This is a genomic window from Neoehrlichia mikurensis (genome assembly GCF_019186785.1).
Lineage (GTDB): Bacteria > Pseudomonadota > Alphaproteobacteria > Rickettsiales > Anaplasmataceae > Neoehrlichia > Neoehrlichia mikurensis.
This window is the reverse complement of the sequence record NZ_CP066557.1, coordinates 943,334-968,290: the sequence shown is the minus strand read 5'-3', so window position 1 is coordinate 968,290 and position 24,957 is coordinate 943,334. Positions and strand designations below refer to the sequence as shown.

The following is a 24,957-nucleotide window of genomic DNA, read 5'->3' as shown; positions in this document are numbered from 1 at the left end:
TTAAGCACATTTCAATCAATAAGAGATTTGGATAAATTATCTACTCACAAATTATCATATTTAGTACATTCATACTTTAAGCATACATATTAATTAATATATAACATTCCGAAACAATATCTATCCTCATATAATTAAGAATCCTTATGTATGAGTAATACAAAAAAAATACTAACCCTAACTTTTTATTATTTTATAAAAACAATTATCTGAACTACAAATAAAAAACATTTACCACTTATATGACCATACTACTAAAAATAACTTCAAGTCATGTACTTATATGTCTACTATTATCTTATCATTACAAATATATTCATGATAAATATTTCTAAAAAATATTTTTTCATTAAAAAAACTAGTACCACCCCCTATATTTATATTGCAACATTATTTATAATCACTACTATCAAATTCATCACCCTCTTCAAAATAATTATTTATTAAATATAAACTAACCACCCCTAGTTATTGAACATGCTATATAAGTAAATAGTACTTTATAAATAACATATATTATTAACTAATATTTTTTATAGTAATAAACTTTATTGACTAAATATGCTAAACATTTTATATGTAGTAATATATTAACTTAATAATGGTATCCTTATTAATAATATCAAAATAAATATTATAAAGCTAAATAGTAACTGTACTTTACCTCTTCCTTCATATGCAACAAGTTATAGTGCTGGTGTTGATTTATATGCAGCAATTAATCATCCTGTAACACTTATCCCAGGGCAAAGAGCATGCATAAGTACGGGAATAGTGATAGAAATACCTAGTGGATACGAGGCACAAATTAGACCAAGATCAGGACTATCATTAAAATTTGGCATCACTGTTTTAAATTCACCAGGTACAATAGATGCAGACTATCGCGGTGAAATAATGGTTCTTTTAATTAATCTCGGTGATTCATCATATACAATAAATTATGGTGATAAGATTGCACAAATGGTAATATCCCCTGTTATGCATGTCACTTGGGAACAAGTTGATAGCTTTAACAGCAATACTACTCGTGGCAGTAACGGATTTGGCTCCACAGGCATATAACTTTTATAGATATAAAACTATAAAATACTTTAATTGTAAGGTAGCTAATTTAATCATACATTACTACATAGTAATATCTTATTTAACTATCTTTAAGGGAATTAACACGTAAAATTAATAATTTTATATTATAGGAATATAGTGTTATAAACATAACTATATATTTTTTCAAAAATATTGTTTAAAAAATAATTTGCAACATCCAATTAAAAATTATGCTAATCACAATCATTAAATTTACTATTACAATTAAACTATTGTAAAATGAAAAAATTATTTAATAAGTTACCAGCAAGATTATTATTAAAAATAAATTCCTTGTAATTGTTCAAATAAATAACATTAATATACAATATATATTATAACTGCATAATAAAAATATTATATATCGTATACACAAATAATGTAGATAAACTGTAATTTAAAAAATTATTAGATTATATTGTATAAAAAAATAATGTTCTATAAATAAAACTTATAAAGATACATTAAAATTAAAAAACATATTAGCCTATACACCTTATTTAAAAATGACACATGCTAGCAACTTTTTTAAACTTAATATAAACAATATTGCCTAAATTCACATCAGAGTTATTAAAAATATATATAATTAGCTAACCTTACTCTAAAATAATAACCATAAGCTATTATTATAAACTTTTAGTATAATTAAATACACTTGAAATTTTAAGTAAATACTGAACAACTATAGACAATTTTGTTGCTGCAGATCCTTTAATTAACACAACATAACCTTCATCAATAATAAGTAATATTTTACTCATAAGTGCTTTATAATCTTGAAAGTGTTCACCTTTAATATTTGCAGGTAAAATATCGTATAAACTTTTCATATGTATACCAACCGTATAAACAATACTAATTTTACCTTGAACAATAAAATCTATTAACTTCTTATGATACATTATGCTATGATCACCTAGTTCCAGCATATCACCTAAAATTGCAATTTTGCCAGTAATACCATCATGGTATAACCTATGCAAATCTTGTAATGCCGTAATCATAGATACAGGACTTGCATTATACGAATCATCTATTAAAATAAAGCTTTTACCTTGCAAATTAAGATAATTTATTTTTCCTCTTCCATTTATAGGAAGAAAATTTTTCAGTGCACTATATATTCCATCAAAATTTAATTTTAAACCATCAATTACTGCAACTACTGCTAATATTAAATATATAAAACGCAACATAGACTCCTGTATAAGGCACTTAATTATATTACCTTTGCAATTAACAATAACTTCTTTCAGTCCATTACTATAATCTTCAATTGTATATAAAAAAATATTTGCGTTTTTGTTTTTACCAAAACTTATTATATTAAAATTTTTACAACACTGTATTGCCGTATTAAACAATTTATTATAATAACTATTATCATAATTTAAAATAACAATACCATTGTCTTTCATATGATAAAATATTTCAGATTTTGCAACTGCAATATCTTCTAAAGAAGAAAAAGACGCTAAATGTGCAGGTGTAATATGTGTAATAATTGAAACATCAGGACTTGCAATTTTAGATAGTAAAGCAATTTCTCCAAAATTACTCATGCCCATTTCTAAAATAACAAATTTACTATTATAAGGAGCATTTAATGCACATAACGGCATGCCTATATGGTTATTAAAATTACCTTTATCACTATAAACATTACCATAATGTGATAATACTTGTTGCAACATACACTTCATTGTAGTCTTACCAATACTTCCAGTAATTGCTATGACCTTAGCATTTAAATATTTTAAATAAAAAGATGCCATACTTTGTAAGGCATTTAATACATTATGTACTACTATTAATGAGTAATTAGTATATATTGTATACCTATAGTCTACAATTGCTGCAACAGCACCTTTGCGAAAAGCTTCATCAATAAAGTCATGACCATCAAAATTTTTACCTTTTATAGCAACAAAAATATCTCCAGAATTTAACGTTCTCGTATCAATAGAAATTTTCCCATAACAAATCCACTTATTACCTATGGCTTTTCCACCAATTATATTTACAATATTCTGAGAATCCCAATAAAACATAAATATGCTAACCTATTAAAACAAAGTTTAATATATAATAGTATATATTTTTTATATCTCTAATACACGTATAATAAAATATATAAACTTTTTAAAAACTTAGTAGTATAGAGTATAACTATTAGTGTTATAAAAAAAATATTAATAAATTCACTACAAATTAAAAAATCTTCCTTACTATCACTATTTTATCAACTTGAATTGTCTTATAACAGTCATATATAACATATTTTTATTGATTACATTCACACTAAAAATCATATAAAATCATTATATAATTTATAATTCATATTCAAAATGTTATTTAACGAAGCAAGATTTCCAGACGATATATCTTATGGCTCTATTGGAGGACCAGAATTTTCAACAAGCATAATAGAATATTACAACGGATACGAACAAAGAAAAATAAACAGATCTTATCCACGAAACAAATATAATATTGTATATGGTGTAAAATCAAATTCGCAATTATTAAATTTGATTGAATTTTTTTATGCCCATAAAGGTAAAGCTATAGCATTTAGATTTAAAGACTGGGCAGATTATCAAGGTATTAACCAATATATAGGTATAGGCAATGGTATACAAACAAATTTTCAGCTAATAAAAACTTATACAATAGAAACCAATTCATACACACGTATTATCAGTAAACCTATTATTAATACAATAAAAATCACTGTTAATAATATTTTACAAAAAGATCAATACACAATAAATTACTATAATGGTCAAGTAAAATTCTTAATTCCACCAAACGACAAATCCCATATTTACGCTGAGTACGAATTCGATGTACCTGTAAGATTTGACACTGATTACTTACCATGCTCTGTTGATAATCATCAAAGTTATAGCTGTAATAACATACCGTTAATAGAAGTTAAATTATAATTTTTAGTAAATCAATCTTATAAATCACCATTTAATAATAAATGTATTTCTTGCAATAGCTTATTTATTTCTTCTTCTATAAGATTTAACTTATTACGGTCTACAATACTTTCTTTATTCTGCTTTAAGCGCTCTATCTTTTTATTAATCATCATAATCTGATCTTGTATGTAATCTTTATTACTCTTTTCCCGATTTTTCTTATTTTTATTAATATTTACATCTTGAAGCATATTTAATTTTTCATCAAGTTGTAAATTATTTTGTTTTTCTGAAATATTGTATATTTCATTATTAAGCATATTTAATTTTTCATCAAGTTGTAAATTATTTTGTTTTTCTGAAATATTGTATATTTTATCATTATTTTTCATAAAAGTAAGATTGTTTTTATCTCCTAATGTTTCTTTAGTACTAATATCCTTCTGACCTCTTGACCCTTCATCATCTCTTATTAAATTTGACTCCTGTACAGCAGCACTAGTTACACCATGAACAACATCTTCTTCCTGATGCAATGTATTATTCCACTAACAACATCTTCTTCACCATGTAATCTACCACCTACTTCATCTCGCTCTACTACCTGTTGAATCTCATCTCTAATATCATGATAATTAATATCACCATTGTCATTATCACTTTCATATTCACGAATTACTTGATCAAAATCATCTCCTAATTTATCACGTAATGCTGCTTCTAATTTATCTATATCACTCTGTATACGATTTCTAGCATCAAGATCTGTAGCACTATTCAACATTTTTTTTAACTCAGACAATCCTTTACAAGCATCTTTCACATTACTATCATTAAGCGATATATTACCGTGTTCATCAACAAAGTTATTAACTCCTTCATCTCTTTCTCGTTTAGAAGAAGATTTTTCATTGTCTGGTGAAGATTTTTCATTGTCTAGTGAAGATTCTTCATTGTCTGGTTTTTTTTCTGGAATATAAGGACTAGGCTGATATCTTGGTGCTCCCATTGTGATGGTTTTTAAATTATCTAAAAATGCTTTACGATCTTCAATAATATTATATTTTAAGCTACCTTCTCTATATCCAACCAATTTCTCTACAGTATGCACGCCTAAATATCTCATTGCCTGTAACGGCGAAAGTCCAATATGAGCACCAATAAATGCACGCATATAATTGATCCTTGAAGGTTCAAATTTTAAACGTGATTCAGAAGTCAAAAATTCACCTACATTTTTTGTAGTTTTAACTGCTTTACCAACCAAATCAATAGCATTCGATGCTGCATCACCAACTCCAAGTTTCTCCATAATAGGTATTCTATTAATCGTTCCACGTAACCCATACTTTATCATAAATGGTATTTTGCTAAATGTTTCACTAATTTGGCCAGTTATTTTCATCCTTGCCATAATTCTAAATTGATCAATACCTTGGTCAATTTTACCAATTACTGTCCCAATAACTGGAATACCTGAAAAAATCTTTACAAAACCACCATCATACATTCCAGCTATTGTCTGAGACATCATGCTACCACCTGACAAAGAAACAGCCAAGCTTTGAACAAAAGCACGCATTTGCCATATTAAAAACGATACTATCAGAAGACCAAATATCTCAGACCATACCAATAAATAGCCACTTTGTATGTTTTTTATAATATTATAATCATATTGCTTATCGAGTTCTTCCTGAGGTGTAGGTGCAATAGCATTACTTCCTATAATATTAGAAATTAAATAATCTATTAGAATATTCTTATCAATTTTCCCGCTATTTTTCTGTGAAATCAACATTGCTGAAAATTTATCTTTACTATCACTACTAATTGCTTTTTTACTTACTAAGTTAGTAAGTTCATTCTCTATAGAAGCTAATAACCTAGCTATTGAGTAATTACTTGTTGCAACAACTAACGAATTAATAAGCTGTGATAATCCTGCAAAAATACTATTTTCACCAACTATAACCCCACCAGCAACACCTTTGCTCTCAGTATCAGGATTAAAAAAAGGATAATCTATATATCGAAAATCTGTTGTTTTATAATCAGGAGGTACCCTAATAACTGATCCACCACCTGTAAATATATATCGTGAGCCACTACTAAAATTATAATGTTGTTCCTCATCTTTACTAACACTAGTTTGCGAACTTTCAGAAGAACGCGGAAATCCTATTATATATTTATCATATTTTTGACCAGGAGTCCAAGTAAAGTAGTGATTATCAAATATACATTTTCCTTCCTTGCCAAAGCATATTCTAAAAACTAACCATTCATTATAACAAGCTGTAAATCCAAAAATGCGATAATAATAATTCATAATCAATGCACCAAACATCGCAATTAAGGTAAACATTAATATTGATTGTAATGCAAAGCTTATACATTGAGTCAACCATCCATCAAAAAGACTTTTTAATTGAGAAAAAAGAATTCCTATAAATAAAATTGGCATTAACCCCACCAAAAATGTAATGCCAACAAATGCTGTCATGTAAATAACAAAGGCATACATACATAAAAAAATATAAAAAATTACAGAGATTATGATAATTATTACAAAAAATATAGAGACAAAATTTGCTAGAATTAATGCTCTAACCTTCACTGTCCAGACAACTTCAGAAAAAATCTTATCTCTAATCATTTCATCAATAAATGCAAATGGTGCATCTTCTCTATAACTTACTGAATAGCTATTAATAATCGCAATAATTTCATCTACACCTTTTAGGAAAAAAGCCAGTAAATGATTATAAAAAAAATCCCAACTATTAGGAGAAATTAATAATATTACTAATGATACTTTTAATATTCTTACAATTAAATCAGGAAAAGGGCTTTGTACCATCCCAAAAATATAAGCTAAAGCTGAAAACACCAAAAATAATGTTAACACACTAAAAACTAAGTTTTTAAAAACCTTATTATTGATTATCCTCTTAAATATTTGTTCTCCTGCTTTATCTAATTGTAATCTTACATTTTTACGTATACCTTCAAATATTGACCAAACTTTTGCTTTTTTAACACCACTAATAAAATTTATCTCATATCCACCTGCATTGTCATGATAGTAAGTATCCATTATTTTGGCATATATTTTCCATCCCTTCTCTAATTTTATTTTATTACATTGACTATCTAATATACCTTTATCATCAGATGAGTAACTTCCTACACCTCCAACATCTGATGCCTGATATCCTATATGAATTATTGGAGATATGGGATACTGCATAATAGCAAGATTTTCATTAGGATCTGGATCATAATCCCTCTTTAAAAGTAAAAATGCTCCATATCCATCCTTAAACCAGCAAGGAGCCCCATATGTTGCTGATAACTTATCTGTTTTCTTAATATCAAATGTTTCACACGTTATTGTACAACTACCACCAAAAAGTTTCTTTTCGATAGAATAATATGGGCCGCATATTCTATCAATAGGAGTAATCGTATTATATATTGGATCATCTTTATTAATCTCTGACATACCTATTGCTGTATTTTGTATAGGAGTAAATTTTTTATTATCTTTTTCCCATGCAGTCCACATACCTGATGTCTTTAATACAATCGTTTTACCATCTGTAACAAATCCTGTATCTTGCCATCTAACTACTTGCTCCCTATTTGCTCTAGATATTTTTTTACTTGAATAACCATTATTAGCTTTAAAATTTATATCATCGTTAGGAGAATAATAAGCAGAAACTGTAAGAGATTGATCAGAAAAATTATCAGCAGCAACACATCGACGTGCAGTTGCTTCATTAGTTGAACATGATGGCAATATTAAGCATAATAATATTAAATTTAAAACAATAAATTTAAAATTAATATTCAAAGTACTTATCATAAAATAATCAACCCTTTCAGTGTTAAGCCTTATCATCTTTATCAGTATCGGCTATAATCCCATTAACATCATCACTTCGTGATAAACTCTTTAATTCAACTTCATAATCATTAATTAATTCACTTAAATTATTATTATCTTCTTTGAATAATTCTTTCTTAATACTGCATTCATCATTGTTATTTATCGAATCACGCGTTATAACATCTCCGTTATCATCAATAGATCCTGTATTTTCACTTCCTACAGAATCTCTCCTTGTACCACTAGTTAATGTATCATCATCAGACTCTACAGAATCTCTCCTTGTACCACTAGTTAATACATCCTCATCAGATCCTACAGAATCTCTCCTTGTACCACTAGTTAATACATCCTCATCAGATGTAGAATCTTTATTCTTTGAATCACTTGTAGATTTATTATCATCATCTGGTGACGAAGATTTATCACCACTTTTACTTCTTATATCAAAATTTGCACCAACATTACTATTAACCATAGAACGAGCTGATCGAATAACATTTTGCGTTTCTTGATCTAACCCTACTATAGACAATAAAGACTGAGCAGCCCAATGAGCACTAGTACTAATTCCAGAAATACTACCAGAGATTGAATGTGCCATAGCTTCTGATAATCTTCCAAAAGTTCTCATAGCGTTTCCAATAATCACAAAAATTAACACTGAAACAAGCTCAAATGGAAGTCCCATAAATCCTATATTGCTTTTAGATTGATCTTCTCTTATTCTTTCATTAATAGATAAGTCATTAGAATAACCAACAGGCAACATAAAAGACAATAAACATAAATCTGTAGGAGCTTGATCATCTTCTACAGTAAATTTAATGCCATAAAAACACTTATTACATGCAGAAAAATCAGTAATTTTATATAAACTTGTTAACAATACTTGATTTAAAAACGCTAAAGCAGCAAATAAAATTATAGGTTGCAAAGAAAAGTTAACTAACATTTTTATCCAAGCATCAAAAAGAGTCTTAGTAAACTGAAATAAGAGAAAAGTAAAAAACAACGGAGCTAATGTAATTAAAAATGCAATAGCAACAATAGAAAATAAATACATTATCATTGCTTCGATGATGCATATAAAAAATGAAACACACGCCCATACAATACAAATGAATATCATCCATCCTACAGGACCAGCAACAATTAATGATAAAAATCTCAACCAAGTTTCACCTGTTAATAACACCCCCATCGTTGAATCAAGAAATTTAAATGAGCTATCTCCATCTAAATAACCATTAAATGCTCCTATAATATCTACAACACCTGTAATAAATAATGTAAAAAAATGCTCACTAAAAAATTCCCAACTATTCTGAGAAAATAATGCTAGAATCACAACCATTTTTGTTATTCTAATAACTAAATCATATTTAGTAATTCTTATTACACCTATAAGATAACCAAAAACTGAAAACATTATATATAATGTAATTAACGCCTGAACTGCTCCCCATAAAGATCCAGATTGTGTATGGTGACTATAAATATGCTGAATCGCTCCAAATTTATTCAGTTTTTTAGCATTTTGTATTGCTAAAGGTATATCATCAATATTATTACCATCCACACCATATAATATGTATAAAAGTGCTCCTTTGATTTTAGAAAATAAATTTGATAAATGTGGTTCCCATGTAGAAAAAAATAGTCTTACTGAATAATAATTATCTTCAAGATATTTTGGCTCGCGAAATTGATCATCATAAAAATCATCAATTTGTACACCTAAATAAACAGTTCCTGATTCTGGCGGATTATCAACGTTAATCTCATATATACCCTGAGTAATTGTTTTGTTCGTATCTAACTCAAAATGTTTTTCATTACCATAAGATAATCCAGGAAAGTATTTAGGAGGAGTATCTCCTATATACATAAATAATTTTTTGCCAGACTCAACAGTACATATTCTATTCCAAAATACTGTATAATTACCTATTGCCATATCAGCTAATGAGTTACGAGAAACCCACATATTAGCATGAAGATAGTAAGGTAGAATGGTATCTACTTTAATATTAGTATTTAATTTTAAGCTAGCATCTCTTATTTTAGTATCTTGAAACAATGATAAAGGTTGTGCATCTCCTGTAACTCTTACCTTTAATCCTTCAAGAATTTCATAGCTATCATTTATATCAAAATGACCTGTAGCACTATTTTCATCAAAATTACTTATAATATCTTCCTCAGTAGTAGGACATATAACTTTATCTTTAACTATCTTTACAAAAGACTTAACACAATCATCTGCCAACGAATCTGATAACTTACATATCATGTCACAATTACAATTAATATCATAACCTGTATAATTATTCATAATATTTATAATTGTTTGATAATCAGTATCATCAATAACAGAATTACCAGTACGCTCAGAAGATAATTTCATCAATCCATTATTAGTAGTAATTTTGTTAATCGCTTGATCATATTTTTTTACGTAATCATAATCATCAACTATTCCCATTGATGATTTGTCTTTGGATGAACTCTGGGAAAACACACTTTCATATGTATTATAATTTTTCATCATAAATTCATGATATTTCCCTTTTAAAAGATTACAGCTTTTTTTTAATTCACTTAATGGCGGTTTTTTAGTAGAAAAGGAACGTGCATCATATGCATATTTACTGATTATCCAATTTGGATATCGCTTTATCTTCATATTGTCACCATTTATGGTAGGGCTTAATTTATTACCAGATCCATTGTCAATATAAAAATTAGCATATTTATTACTATTACTTGCGTTTAATATTCTATTGTCTGAATATATTTTTATTGTTGTACCCTTTAAGCGTGGTATAGTAGTATTAATAACTTGACACTCGCCTTCAACTTTTATAAAATAAGGTTTTGATATTCCATTATTGCATATATCTTTAGCTAGAATGGGGGTTTTACATTCTTGATCTTGAAAAAATTCATCGTCAGAGTAATATATTATTTTTCTACTATCTAGCCATTCCTTGCTACATTCTTTAATTTCTATATCTGTGCTTCCTAAAGAAAATCTTAAATAATCACCTTCAGAAGTATTAATACTAGTTATTGCATTCGGTTGTGCTGTTTTGTATACCGAAAAATCAACTTTTTTTGCTTCATGTGTATCATAAGGACACAAATTTATTGTATTCATAACATTAAGTACAATTTTATCTGAAGCAGATACCTTTTTACCTGTATTCACCCAATAAGTAGCAGCGTTATGTCTGTCTGCACCCTTAGGTGGAACATAAACTTTTACTTCAATAGAGCTACTACTAAATCCTTGGCCTTTCTCTATACAATTTACTCCGCAACCAGTTAATAATAAAATTAATAATAATAATATTATTTTTTGCATAATAATTTTACCTATTAATTAAAGCTGGATGGAGGCTTTTCAGGTATCTGTATAGCTGAATTTGGTCTTTTAATATTTCTAGAAACTGGAGATAATTGTGAAAAAGCACCATCATCACGATTACCATCATTTCCTCTATTATACATTTCACGACTCATTTTATATCTATCTATATTCATACCGTATGTCCTACCTCCACCGAAAGAACTTAAAAAGCTTTCCGTTGCTACATCAGCCACTGACGATAAATTTGCAAATGATCCAAAAATAGAAGTACACATTTCACCAGCAATACTAATAAAACTCTTCATTGCATGTGAAAATATTACAAACATTATAATATTATTTAATGCAGATGGTATTCCTATAAACAATACACTATCATTATTTACAGCATCTCTAATATTTTCACTAAAACTAGATACTGGAGAAAATCCAATTGGTAATAAAAACTCAAGCAAACAAAAAGTTACTCCATGAGTCAACGTAACATTAAATACACATGCATCACAAACCTGAAAATTGAGCATGTTATATACAATACTATGTATTGCCTGTACTAATAATGCTAGAGAAGCAAATATTATAATAGGCTGCACAGAAGTTTGTAATAATGCTTTAATCCAAGCATCAAAAATTGCTTTAGTACGTCTAAACAAAATACAAATAATAAAAAAAGGTGCTATACATAATAATAAACCTATGCTTAAAATAGAAATTAAGTACGTAATAACTGATATCAATATACACCACATTAACGTAATTAATCCCCATAAGATTAAAAACACCGATAACCATCCCACTGGACCTGCAAATAACAATGAAAATATTTGCATCCACGTTTGACTAAATGCAAACCTATATAATAAACTATCTAAAAATTCAAAATCTCCACCTGCATTTCCTGTAAAAATTCTAATTAATTCGATAGGGGCATTAATAAATAAGTCAAATAAATGATCTTTAAAGAAGACCCAACTCTCAGGACGAAGTACATAAATTACTATACTTATTTTTATTACTGAAACTACAATATCAAATAATGAAAGCCTAGAAAATCCTATAAAGAAAAACAGAACACTTATTAATAAATATAATGTTAGTAATGCGTTTACTGTCTTTATAAATGAGCCATTACTAGTAATATTATCATATATAATTCGTATTGTACTATTAGCATTATGTTTATCAGTAGAATATAATGCCATATAAACCTGATCTTTTACCCAATTAATAACATACGAAATAATTTTTGGAATTGTCTTAGGAATAACAGCTTTAATTTCAAAATATCCAGTATTATTATGGTATCCATCACCATTATCCCTTACCGCATAATATAAATCTCCTGGTCGATCTATAGGAATATTAATAATATTACTATGCAGAAAATCTAATTTTGTACTACCCTGATCTCCAGGATAAATATTAGGTATATCTTTAGAGATAACATAATATAAACTATTTTCTATATGAGCACTGCAATCTTTGACAATTTTAAGATCATATGATCCCCCCAATTTTTTATTCTCTCCATTAAATTGATACTGATTATCTACTACCAAAGAAATTGTATTCAAGCTTTTCAATTTTGGTGTTAACATATCGTAATTGACATCATAAAAAATGATATCATCTACAAATTCGTAGCTATAATTAATTAGTAAATACTCTTTAATATTCGGAAATTTTGTAACAATTTTAGAGTCAAAATGCTTATTATTATGAATAACTTTACCATTTACCTTTAATTTTACAAGTGGCAAAACATCAAATCTACTAATATTATCTTGTACTGTATTAGACATTAAAGTAATAAAGTAGTACTTATTTACTATATCAGAAAATAAAGAATATATATTTCCACACATCTCATTAACAGAATATGCAGTATATATTTTTCTGTATTTATTAAATATCAATTTATAGTGTTCTTCTACAAAACTTTTAGCATCTCTCACTACTTTATTACCAATTCCATTGGATAAATTATTTAATCTTTCTATTTCTTTAGATATATTTTCTTTAGAAGCACATATATACCATAAATCATCTTTTAATAAACTATCATTGCGTGAATTATCACTACCTATTTTAATATTATCACTCATACCATCAAATATAGTATATACTGGATAATTATCTATCCAATATGGCAAAGCAACTCCTTGATCATTAACAGGATATAACATATTAGAAAATACCCCATTTTCTGCATTAACATTTACAGAATATTTTGTATCAATTCTTTTCTCTTTACATAATTCTTCATCGATAACACATATTTTGTCATCGCAACCACTTTCACATATTTCTTTTGTAATATCTCCAGCAATACTAGGTTTTAAGTAAAAATTAATTTTTTCCCCTCGCATTACATTATATGGAAAATCTATAGGTATAACAATTTCACTATTATTACTTTTATAATCAGGCACAACCTTTACATCAATAGAATTATCTTTACAAAAATCTAATCCAACATGACTAATCCTTAATTCAATATTAGATCCTTTAGTAAGAACAGCATCTGATTTTACCCATAAAATTGACTGCTTACTATCATCTTGTCTTAACTTCGTAGGAATGATAGTTTTGACAATATCAAAAAACACATCATTTTGCGATACACAACCATGATACCCGCATCCTGAAAGTAAAAAAATAAATATCAATACAGCAATTTTTAGCATAACACCAGCTCTTAATGCCTTATATACATAATAATAATTATTATACCTCTATGATATAACAAATTACTAATCACAATACTAAACTATTAGATTTTAAATAAATAATTTAATAAATACATTTAACTACTAATTTAATAATATTAATTAACACCATAAATAATACATATCTTACTTACCACCTGACACCTTATCCTCACCTTCTGACGGCACACCTTTCGCTCTTTGCTTTATAGCATTGCCAATTTTATTAAAAGCATTCATCTGAGCATTAGATGCCATGTTACTGATAGCTTTAATTGGAGCAGCAGCTTTACTTAACATCTCTTTTGGACTTGCAGAAGCACCAACAATTCCTGCTCTTGGATCTCCTGCAAGTTCTGCCGCAATATAAGATATAGATGATAAGAAATGGTAAAATAAAAATCCTACAAGCACAAACATTCCTATTTTAGTCCATATCATTTTTGTACTACCAAGAATATCCGGAGCATTAACATCCATACCAAAAACCAAAGGACGTGTAGTAAATTTCATACCAGATAATATACACGATAAATTAGTGTCATTTTTTTCTTCGCTACAAGCATCAGGATCTTGTAATTTGAAATTAATTTTATATAAATCTTGAACCTTAACATTATATCTTGTAAATTTTAGGTCTTCAAAATATAAGTTATCAAAAACAGTAAATACTAATGATAAAAATGCAAATAATATCACAGGATATAGTGTATACACCATTAATTGCCTTGCCCATCCATCAAAAAATCCCTTTGTTACTTGAAATAAAGTCATTGGAATCATTAAAGGAGAAATTAGTATTAAGATTGTTAACGCTATCAATGACAATAAAAATATATATATTGCCCATATTACAATAAATATTATCATCATAATTGCAAAAAATGCCATCACAGATATAATTATTTTTGCATTTATTAATGCTGCTACAATTAACATTCCTGCAGATAATAATAACGTTAAAACAAGACCAGTACCTGAACCACCATTAAGTTGACTGCCAAAATAAAACATCATTCTACAATCTAATCTATCCCATGGAACAAGATACTTAAAGTCATTAGGATACTCTGATTGATCATAATTACATATTGTAGGATTACCTCCAGCTTGTAATACAATATCTGATAATCCAATAGAAAGCTTCACTAATTCATTATAATAATGCGACATAGCATCGCTTTGAGTAAAATAAATTACAAGCGCAAATTTAATACATAACATATACAATTCAGCAGGACTTTGTAATCCACCTAAAGATGCCTTTATTGCAAATAAAATTAATGCTAATACCAATGCTGCCATTACTGCTTTTTTTAACTTATTCTGAGCAACTTTTAAAAATCCAACTTTAGTACTATTATTAGATACAACAGCATTACTAGATGCCATAGTGGTAGCACATCTTCCTAATAAGATATTATCCAATGATTCTTTAATACAATTCACAATTACAGATGTTACAGGAAATGGAGACTTAGATATAATACTAGCCCTACCACGACAAACATCTGCCATATAACAACTATAGCATCCTGAATTATCATACCCTATAATCTTTTTATCAGCATTAAATTTAGGTTTTGAAAACTCACACATTGGTGCTGGAGGAGAATTAGGACGCATATGACAACCAATTTCCACCTGTGGTATCAACGGCATACCTGAAGCTTTTACACCATAAACACAAATTTTATCATCTTTATCCATAGCTCTAAAAGTAATAGTATTTAATACTGCTTCTTCACCTGATTTTAATGTTGCACATTCGATACTAGACCCCATAATAAGTTTTGCTTTTTGTACTTCATAACTACCATAATCTAATTCTCTTAAATAAGCATGATTATTAAGTACTTTTAAATCATTAATAACATCACTTGAATTGAAATATCCTACTCCCAATCTACCAATTGGCAATCGATAACAAACTTCTATATAAGGAGAACTGGATACCCGATTTTTTGGCCAATAATATTTATCTATTTGTTTAAACTTCCTACTTGGACACATTGGTTCTTGTCTTAATCCCTCTTCTATACTCTTTCCTGGAGCAATACATTGTAAGTATTCGTCTCTAGTACGGAATTCTTTGTCACAATTAGTATTATATGATACTGGATGTCCATCAACTACAGGATCAGCACATTCCTTATATTTTCCAGGGCTCCCGTCAGCATCTCCTTCTTCAAATCTTAGTACCGGATGACGTACAAAACTCCAATTACAAACAAAATAGGACGTTTGAGATGCTAATGCAGTAACCATAGTTATAGTACTAACTCCAATTAATAGCTTTCCTGCAGAAAGCATTTTCGCACCAATAGCAGCTCCAATTCCTGTAGCCATTATTGATGCACCTGTAATTGATAACATTTTACCAACAATAACGCCACCAAGAACACCACTAAGAATAGAAGCTCCAGTAGCATATCCAGAATATTTTGAAATAGCGTGACTACCTCCACAATATGGATTGCTTGCCAATGTATCTCTATATATTACTTCTTTACTATCTGTCACATTAGCAACAGCATATTGACTTATAATGATTATCATCATTATATATAATCCAGTTAATTGCAAAATTTTAAACATTATTAACCTTCTTATACAAAATAGATGAATTTTTTAATAATGCATGCATTATTTCGTGATTTATTATATATGCTACTAATGTTATTCACACTCAAACCCAACATATTATCTTCTATGATCTTAAACATTTTTAACCTTCTCATAAAAAATAGGTAACCAAACATTAGGATCATCACCAACTTCTCGTATAATATCATGCAAAATTAATACAGTTTCTGCTCTTCCAGATAAAACACTAACTATATCTTCATATCCTTTTAAATTTATTCTTGCAACAACTGCACTAATCCCTTGCTTTACTAAAAAAAATCTTGTACTAGGATCTGTATGTTTTATTAATGTATATTCTCTTTCAGTTAGCATAAAAACATCTCTATAAGCACTTGTAGCTTTCAAATTCGGTAAAAAAATCTGAGTTGCTGTCTGCTGAACTAAAGTATCACTGATTGAACTTTTGCTTGCATCCTCTACACTCTGAGTAGCAAATATAACAAAGGTATTTAATTTTCTTAATACCTTCAACCAATCTTTAATCTTAGGAGCAAATACATCATTGTCAATTAAAGCCCATGCTTCATCTAAAATTATCATAGATGGAGTACCATCTAAAGAAATACTAATTCTATGAAATAAATACAAAAGCACTGGAGCAAGGGCAACCGGATCCTTCAATAAATTACCCATTTCAAATCCAAAAACTCTCGATTTAGTAAAATCTACTAAATCTTCAGAATTATCAAAAATTGCTGCATGAGAACCATCTGTATGCCACATTGATATACATCCTGATAAAGTGTCAGGACCTTCTAATCCCAAAAAAGGAATCAAATTCCTTAATATTCTATCTTCTTTTTTTAATCTAAAATTTCCTTCAATAGCATCATTAATGCGTTCCATATCTTCAGAAGTAAATTTATCAATAAATATAGAAACTAAAGATTTTATCCATTCCATTAAGAAAGTTCTATTATCTGGTGTATCATCCATTTGTAAAGGATTAAATCCTGTATGACTCCTTGGTTCTATTACTGAATATACTCCATTTAATGCTCTAATAAAAATTTCAGCACCGCGATCTTTATCAAAAAAGAAAATCCTCGGAGAAAATTTCATTGCTTGAGTACATAAAAAATTCATTAATACTGTTTTACCACCACCAGTAGGACCAATAATCGCAGTATGGCCAACATCACGAATATGAAAATTAAAGAAAAATGGAGTTCCAGAAGTTGTATCAAATACAGTAACTGCTTCTCCCCAATGATTATTAAACTTTTGACCAGTAGGATAATTATGTTGAGATGCAAACCCAGCCATATTTAACGTACTAATAACTGCCTTACGAACTACATATCCAAAATTACCAGGCAACTGCGCCCAAAATGCTGGTTCTAAATTTACTTTTTCCCTAACAGGATAGACACCACAATTTAATAATTCAGATTCTACTAACGAAAGCGCATTTTCAAGATTTTTTACATTTCTCTCTATACATAAAACTGTTAAATGATGTAATCCAAAAGCTATTCTTCCACTCATTGCATCATCTAAAGCCTGAGTGATTTCCATAACTTGAGACACCGCCTTATCTGCAGCTTGTATCATACGATTTTGTTGAATCTGCATTTTAGTAATTGCGCTTTGTCTATTTGTAAACTGAAAAGATTGCGTTATAATAAATTCGTAAGGTAATTGTAAAAATGCATCTAACATACCAGCTGAAGTAGTTTGACCATATTCTTTTAAGCTAATCAACCCTGCATATTTTGATTCATTATGCGTAACAATTTGTATTATTTTATGCCCAAAATATAACCTATGCATAGGCAAATATCTTGAAATATCAGTTGCTACAGCAGAAACATTGTTTATAGTACCACAATTTATAATCTGCAATAGAAATTCTGCTATTTCTGAAAATGCACCCATAGAATTTTCTCTTATGCCTAATACCTTGGGTAAATAATTACGCAAACTAGTTACAATTCTATTTGTAACTTCATCCAAATCCTCATAAATAGCACGTAAATCATGCTCCCAATTTTCTTGTGACCCACCTACTTTACCAAATTTTTGTAATAAATTGGATATAAATTCTGTCCCCTTCTTTCCAACTTCTCTAATTATTGTAATATACAAATCATTAGTAAAAGATTGTCTAGTAGAGTGCTTTTCTTTCCATTTTACATTAACATAATTGGCAAAACTATTAGAAAATTTACTTTTTGCAAATTCTTCTATAAACGCACTTTTTCTTCTTCTAATTATATGAAAATACAACCCAAAAGATGATGATGATATACTCCTTAGCATTTGATTACGAATCGAATTTTGAATTGATAAATCTTCATCATCAGCAGTTTCAAAAGCATAACCTGACAATTTGATCACTTTCAACATTGATCCATCTTTCATCATTAAGGTAGTATCATTCCAATACTCTAAGTAAGGAATAAAATTAGATGCGTGATACTCTCTTGATATAACTTTTTTTTTTCTTGTTGTTACTGCACCCAACTTCAACATTACATTACATCATAAGAATTTGCATTATGATAAAAACGATTAAGACACTTACTACATTTCTGCATTTTTATTATAAATAAATCCAGAAATAAAGGATCTTTTGCTGAGGCTAAATATCCTATACCATGTATACCAGGACCTAATATTAAAAGAACTCTAAAATCATTACTATACATAAATATCATGATACAAATCATAAAATTTAATATAGCAAATGTATAACTTACCCCGAAAAGCATTGTTGGTCTAGTTAATCCTTTAAACAATTGATCAGCTTTCACACCACCAGACATAAACATACCCTAACTTATAGCATCTACAATTCTTCTACCCTAACAAAAAAAAATTATCAAAACATTAATTTTTTAGACAATACTATATGCAATAATTAAAATATTACATATATTATTTACTTGGATAATTTTGTAACCTTTGCAAAGCAAACTCCCAATTAACAAGATTTTTTAAAAATACTTCTATATAATTTGCACGAACATTAAAATAATCTAAGTAATAAGCATGTTCCCACACATCCATAGTAATGAGCGGATATTGATTATCATATAATAATGGAGAATCAGCATTAGAAGTACTTATAACCTTTAATTTATCATCACTTATATCATATATTAGCCATGTCCAACCACTACCAAACTGACTTTGTCCACTTGCAGAAAAAATATTTATAAATTCTTCAATACTACCAAAATCAGCACTAATTTTATCTGCCAATTGTCCTTCTGGATTTCCTCCACCATTTTTTTTCATAGATTGCCAGTAAAAATCATGGTTCCATACCTGGCCGGCATTATTAAATATTGCTTTAGCACCATTATTATAAGAGCGCTTTATAATATTTTCTAAATCTACGTTTGATAAATCTTGAAATTCTGTACCTTGCACTAACTTATTCAAGTTATTTACATATCCTTTATGATGCTTATTATAGTGATAATCTAAAATTTTAGCGCTAATATATGGCTCTAAATTATCATAAGGCAATGGCATTAAGTTAAACATTGAAAATCCTCCTAAAAAACATTATGTGAATAATACATAAAAATTAAGTACATGTAATCATTACTAGTAATTTTACTATATAGACTACAATTTTAACTATATATCCTAAATTAAATATCAATGTTATTCACACAATAACAAAATATGAACATATAAGTAACATATCATATAATACTTAAACAATGGACAAAAATGTTAATACATTACAGAGTAAGTCATACTCTTACCACTAATTTATATTGTTCTCTTAAACACATTAACAAAAGTATTTACTAATTAAACCAGCAAACACAACAATAAAGATCACTATACTCAATTAGTCAACCCAATATTACATTGCTACTTTATTATTCATTATTAGGTAATACAAATATACTTAATTAACTATAAAATAACAACGTTATAAACATATTAGCTATAATTGTATATAATAACATTACATAAAACATATTATATTACTACATGCCTCCATTAACCATTATATAATTTACAGAATTACTTTTACGATATAGTATTTTATTAGTAATAAATCAATATTAATAGTATAAATACTATCTCTTAAAGTAATTTTATATAATACTGTAAAATAACGCACATACACACATATATTAAGTACTCAATCATGTCATTTAAAGCAATATATTTAGAAGTCCAATTATATGTTATTAGAGGTTTTTAAAGTTATATGTGTTAAATAATTACAGATTAAGAGACAGATCAAGAGATCTATTGCGTAGCAATTAGACTAAGTATTTATTTTTTTAAATTTTAAATTCTAATCATTTTGATATTTATCTTCTAATTTGACATCATTAAGGAGTTCCTTGAAGCTTATTATAATAGATTGACTATTATATTTCTTATTATTACTTTTTAATTATATTCCTGAACTTGTAAAGAGTAATATATTCATTACTATAAGGCATTGTTAATACAACATAATATTATATTATTAATGCTAAATAAATTATAAAAATTAAATTTTTAAAGATCTCTTTTAATGATATTTACATAAACATATACGTTAGAATATTGTGTTTTTTATTCAAAAGTAATGTAATAAAATACATAATTTATATTTAATATGAATTTGATTAAAAAAATTTACCGAAGATTGTCATATTTATATTTTTAATAATTAAGCTTTTTTAAGTAAAAAGTGTTTAACATATTTTTTTCTAAAGTGTATAGACTTATTATAATGATTATAGTTAAATGTAACTTTTTATTGAGACTTGTATAAATTCATTCTATTTACAGAATCTCATTATATAAAAAAAATACTAATAAAAACACGCTTATACTGAAAGTGCACTTAGCAGGACTTGAACCTGCGACTTTTACTTCCGGAAAGTAATGCTCTATCCACCTGAGCTATAAGTGCAAATGTTATATACTACTATCTATTCTCATTCTATTCTTTCTTAATTGTTCAAAATCTTCCTCAGCATGATAAGATGACCTAGTTAATGGGCTTGAAGCAACCATTGAGAATCCCTTAGCATAAGCCATATACTTATAATGATCAAATTCTTGAGGTGTAACATAACGATCTACCTTTATATGCTTTTCCGTGGGTTGTAAATACTGACCAATAGTAATAAAATCAACATTAGCTGCTCTGAGATCATCCATTACTTGATATACCTCTTCTTTTAACTCTCCTAATCCTACCATTAATCCAGATTTGGTAAATATCGTAGGATTTTTTTCTTTTATCATTTTGAGCAAATGTAAAGAGTGAAAATATCTAGCCCTAGGCCTAACTTTAGCATATAACCTGGGCACTGTCTCTATATTATGATTGTATACGTCAGGCAAAGATGAAGCAATAATATTTATTGCATGTGGTTTATTTAAAAAATCCGGAGTTAAAATTTCTATTGTAATATTACTATCTCTTTTCCTTATTTCATCTATACACTTAACAAAATGTTCAGCACCTCCATCAGGAAGATCATCTCTGTCAACAGATGTAATAACAATATGTTTAAGATTAAGCACACTAATAGCAGCAGCCAATCTTTCAGGTTCATGAATATCTAACTTATCAGGAATGCCTGTTGTAACATTACAGAATGCACATGCTCTAGTACATACGGATCCTAAAATCATAACTGTAGCATGACGTTTATTCCAACATTCACCAATATTTGGACAAGCAGCTTCCTCACATACTGTATTAAGTTTATAAAGTTTCATTAAATTACTAGTTCTATAAAAAACCTCACCTTGAGGCATTTTTACCTTTAACCAATCAGGTTTACTTTTCATGTATTTAACTGTTACATCGTAATAACAAATTAGCTAATATAACAATATTTGTCAATTATAATACCTTATCCCCATCATTACTCAAAGCATCATAATTTGTATAATGAACAATTTTTTTTAGTCAAAAGTTATATACATTAAAGTTTTTTCAAACAAATATATAATATCTTACAAAGATTTACGTTACAGTTGATCAACTTATTAATTAAATATATGGTTTTATCGGTTAGTGTAAATTTAATTTATACATTCGATTAACTTGAATGTAATGTACCTAGCTTAACATAATCAAAAAACATTAATAGTGCCAATTATTAACAGTAAAAATATAAACAGATATGTAATAACATAAAGTAAACAATATTAAGCTAATATGTACAATACGCAAATAGATAGCACTGCAGCTAAATTACTAATGTATCCAAATATTGTATAATCAACCAATGACCTATAAACCATAGGAAAAATTTATTAACAACTTATTTATAGACATCTATCTATAGCTATTATTACTTCTTTCTAAAGAAAGATAATAATGCAAATATTTGCATTATACATTAAAATTAATTTATAAAGAAAAAATTAAATTTTTTAATATCACATCACAACTACATTTTTTTGATTCGCTTGTATTTGTACACAATCAATTCTTACTTCCTCTAATAAACTACAGCATGTACAACCATGCATATGTGCGCTGCTAGTATGATTTACATCCTTATTATTATTATAATTTACATGATATTTATTCATATCATAAAGATAATTATTATGCACAATATAATCACTATGCAAAATATTACACGATACCTTATTATCATAAATATTGTGTGATGCCTTTGCTATTTTTACATCACCTAAAGGATGATTCAAGTAAAGCATGTCAGCTATTGTTTGTAATTTTATTGCAAAAAAATCCAATACTTGTTTTATAAATTTTTGCACAGTAATTTCTTGAAATTGCAACACATTTTCACTATGTAAAGAATGATTTAAAAAATAATCATTTTTTTTATAAGATATTACATTAATCTTTCCTATATAAACTCCTGGTATATCATTGTTAATAATAGAAATATTTGATATACTATATTCATAATGGTTATCACTTGCATGACTTACTTTTTCACGATTATGAACATTACTTTTTTCATTTCTTGAAATATGATCTTGAGAAAAATTTTTATCTTCTTTATCGTATATTAGTTGTTTTTGTACATCAATAGCAAGATTAGAAATACTAGAAATTAATAAAAATTTTAAAAAAGTATCTGCATTTAGTCCAGATTTTAATCCTATCATATGAATTTGACGTAATAATAATAATCTTTCTTGTATTAACTTATGTAATGCAGGATTTAATTCTTTATCTAATTCTAATTCTAATTCTCTAATTTGCTGTTCCAATAATTGTTTGATATTAATTGCATTCCCTTGGAGCAAACACTTTTTCAAAAAAGAAATCATGGATTCTATAAAGCTTTGTTTTTTTTTAAATCTAAAAAATTCTATGTTATTTACATTTACATTATCAATCTCAAGATAAAATTCCTCTAAAAAATCCAATATTTTTTGTATTATAGATTTTTTAACTTGCTGCTCTTGATCTACAATAAGCTCTTCTAATTTTAAATTCTGGTCATTTTGATACTTATCTTCTGGTTTTACATCATTTTCATGTTCTTGAAATACAAACTTATTTTTTTCTTGTGCAAGTTCTTTAATTTTCTTTTCAAGTTCTGAAATACATTCTTGCAGTTGTAAATCTTCTAATCTAATTTTACCTAATGCTTTATAACTATCATTATTTTCATCGTTATTAGGTTGTAAATTCTTTAACATCATTTCATCTAAAAATTTAAAATCACTCTCTTTAGTGTTACTATTGATTTCTATATTCTTAATCATTAGCTTATACTCAATAATTAACTAGTTATAATAAAGACAATAAATTTATAAATATAGTAAATTAAAAGTTATGTTATATTAAAAAATTTAATACATAAACTTTATATTAAATGTATCCCATATCCCTATATTAATTATGGTAAGCTAATAATAGAATGCATAATTAACTATAAATTATAATTTTATTAAAAAATTGTTATTTATCATATATCGATATAACTTGTAATACTTATTAATAGTAAAAAAAATGTTTTACTAATTCATATTAACTTATAAGAACTTACAAGATTCTCTTTTTATAAACATTTAAATACTAATATTAAATAGGTTAAAAATTTCTTATATTAACTCTATAAGATATAGCTTAAGTTTACTTTTATAGCAAAGCAAATTATAGAATTTTTATATAAATAATTTTTAAATTTATTACATTAATACTTTTTACAATAAAAATTGTACATAATACTAAAATAATACAAGCTTCTTGTATAAATTACTAATTGAACACCTATAATAAATAGTCATTAACATTGAAATATATGAGAATATTTCTGTATCAGATAACAACTAATATATCACAAAATTTTTTTAATCAAATTCATATTAAATATAAATTATGTATTTTAT

The 24,957-nt window shown here is 27.4% G+C and carries 13 protein-coding genes and 1 tRNA gene; 2 read left to right on the top strand and 12 right to left on the bottom strand.

All coding sequences use genetic code 11. The annotated features are described in order from the left end of the window. The first annotated feature begins 612 nt into the window (after window positions 1-612). Window positions 613-1,065 carry a dUTP diphosphatase gene (gene dut / locus HL033_RS03885; RefSeq protein WP_246575366.1) on the top strand — a complete coding sequence of 151 codons (453 nt, stop codon included), beginning with the start codon at window positions 613-615 and terminating at the stop codon, window positions 1,063-1,065. 653 nt (window positions 1,066-1,718) lie between these two features. On the opposite strand, the gene HL033_RS03880 is transcribed toward dut, so the two are convergent. Next, on the bottom strand, window positions 1,719-3,143 hold the full coding sequence (locus HL033_RS03880; protein WP_218193979.1) for a UDP-N-acetylmuramoyl-tripeptide--D-alanyl-D-alanine ligase: 1,425 nt from the start codon (window positions 3,141-3,143) through the stop codon (window positions 1,719-1,721). A gap of 297 nt (window positions 3,144-3,440) precedes the next feature. On the opposite strand from HL033_RS03880, the gene HL033_RS03875 reads away from it, so the two are divergent. Continuing rightward, window positions 3,441-4,040, top strand: coding sequence for a DUF2460 domain-containing protein (locus HL033_RS03875; protein ID WP_218193978.1), 600 nt, complete (start codon window positions 3,441-3,443; stop codon window positions 4,038-4,040). Window positions 4,041-4,057: 17 nt separating this feature from the next. Here the strand turns inward: HL033_RS03875 and HL033_RS03870 are convergent, their stop codons facing one another. The 11 genes from HL033_RS03870 to HL033_RS03820 all read right to left on the bottom strand — a co-directional run bounded on the left by HL033_RS03870 (window position 4,058) and on the right by HL033_RS03820 (window position 24,330). After that, window positions 4,058-4,558, bottom strand: coding sequence for a hypothetical protein (locus HL033_RS03870; protein WP_218193977.1), 501 nt, complete (start codon window positions 4,556-4,558; stop codon window positions 4,058-4,060). After that, window positions 4,525-7,896 carry a TrbL/VirB6 family protein gene (locus HL033_RS03865; RefSeq protein WP_218193976.1) on the bottom strand — a complete coding sequence of 1,124 codons (3,372 nt, stop codon included), beginning with the start codon at window positions 7,894-7,896 and terminating at the stop codon, window positions 4,525-4,527. Before HL033_RS03865 ends, HL033_RS03870 begins: the two co-directional genes overlap by 34 nt. 22 nt (window positions 7,897-7,918) lie before the next feature. Continuing rightward, on the bottom strand, window positions 7,919-11,290 hold the full coding sequence (locus HL033_RS03860; protein WP_218193975.1) for a TrbL/VirB6 family protein: 3,372 nt from the start codon (window positions 11,288-11,290) through the stop codon (window positions 7,919-7,921). Between the two features lie 14 nt (window positions 11,291-11,304). Further along, window positions 11,305-13,983 carry a TrbL/VirB6 family protein gene (locus HL033_RS03855; RefSeq protein WP_218193974.1) on the bottom strand — a complete coding sequence of 893 codons (2,679 nt, stop codon included), beginning with the start codon at window positions 13,981-13,983 and terminating at the stop codon, window positions 11,305-11,307. Window positions 13,984-14,151: 168 nt separating this feature from the next. Beyond that, entirely contained in the window at window positions 14,152-16,602 is a 2,451-nt protein-coding gene (locus HL033_RS03850; RefSeq protein WP_218193973.1) for a TrbL/VirB6 family protein, read from the bottom strand. A gap of 120 nt (window positions 16,603-16,722) precedes the next feature. Next, window positions 16,723-19,128, bottom strand: a complete 2,406-nt coding sequence (locus HL033_RS03845; RefSeq protein ID WP_218193972.1) for a VirB4 family type IV secretion/conjugal transfer ATPase — start codon at window positions 19,126-19,128, stop codon at window positions 16,723-16,725. Then, complete coding sequence (locus tag HL033_RS03840; protein WP_218193971.1) at window positions 19,128-19,421, bottom strand: type IV secretion system protein VirB3; 294 nt, start codon at window positions 19,419-19,421, stop codon at window positions 19,128-19,130. Before HL033_RS03840 ends, HL033_RS03845 begins: the two co-directional genes overlap by 1 nt. Window positions 19,422-19,533: 112 nt before the next feature. Then, window positions 19,534-20,148: a superoxide dismutase gene (locus HL033_RS03835; protein ID WP_218193970.1), complete on the bottom strand. Its 615-nt coding sequence runs from the start codon at window positions 20,146-20,148 to the stop codon at window positions 19,534-19,536. A gap of 1,310 nt (window positions 20,149-21,458) precedes the next feature. Next, window positions 21,459-21,532 (bottom strand) — tRNA-Arg (locus HL033_RS03830). A gap of 5 nt (window positions 21,533-21,537) precedes the next feature. Beyond that, the gene (lipA, locus tag HL033_RS03825; protein WP_218193969.1) at window positions 21,538-22,422 is read right to left on the bottom strand and encodes a lipoyl synthase; all 885 of its coding nucleotides are present in this window, start codon (window positions 22,420-22,422) and stop codon (window positions 21,538-21,540) included. 597 nt (window positions 22,423-23,019) lie between these two features. Then, on the bottom strand, window positions 23,020-24,330 hold the full coding sequence (locus HL033_RS03820; protein WP_218193968.1) for a hypothetical protein: 1,311 nt from the start codon (window positions 24,328-24,330) through the stop codon (window positions 23,020-23,022). Window positions 24,331-24,957 lie beyond the last annotated feature (627 nt).

What these genes read in the sequence shown, in the direction of transcription:
- HL033_RS03880 (WP_218193979.1), bottom strand. Translation starts at nt 3,143, where the DNA reads ATGTTTTATTGGGATTCTCAGAATATTGTAAATATAATTGGTGGAAAA.
- HL033_RS03875 (WP_218193978.1), top strand. Translation starts at nt 3,441, where the DNA reads ATGTTATTTAACGAAGCAAGATTTCCAGACGATATATCTTATGGCTCT.
- HL033_RS03865 (WP_218193976.1), bottom strand. Translation starts at nt 7,896, where the DNA reads ATGATAAGTACTTTGAATATTAATTTTAAATTTATTGTTTTAAATTTA.
- HL033_RS03860 (WP_218193975.1), bottom strand. Translation starts at nt 11,290, where the DNA reads ATGCAAAAAATAATATTATTATTATTAATTTTATTATTAACTGGTTGC.
- HL033_RS03855 (WP_218193974.1), bottom strand. Translation starts at nt 13,983, where the DNA reads ATGCTAAAAATTGCTGTATTGATATTTATTTTTTTACTTTCAGGATGC.
- HL033_RS03850 (WP_218193973.1), bottom strand. Translation starts at nt 16,602, where the DNA reads ATGTTTAAAATTTTGCAATTAACTGGATTATATATAATGATGATAATC.
- HL033_RS03845 (WP_218193972.1), bottom strand. Translation starts at nt 19,128, where the DNA reads ATGTTGAAGTTGGGTGCAGTAACAACAAGAAAAAAAAAAGTTATATCA.
- HL033_RS03840 (WP_218193971.1), bottom strand. Translation starts at nt 19,421, where the DNA reads ATGTCTGGTGGTGTGAAAGCTGATCAATTGTTTAAAGGATTAACTAGA.
- HL033_RS03835 (WP_218193970.1), bottom strand. Translation starts at nt 20,148, where the DNA reads ATGTTTAACTTAATGCCATTGCCTTATGATAATTTAGAGCCATATATT.
- lipA (WP_218193969.1), bottom strand. Translation starts at nt 22,422, where the DNA reads ATGAAAAGTAAACCTGATTGGTTAAAGGTAAAAATGCCTCAAGGTGAG.
- HL033_RS03820 (WP_218193968.1), bottom strand. Translation starts at nt 24,330, where the DNA reads ATGATTAAGAATATAGAAATCAATAGTAACACTAAAGAGAGTGATTTT.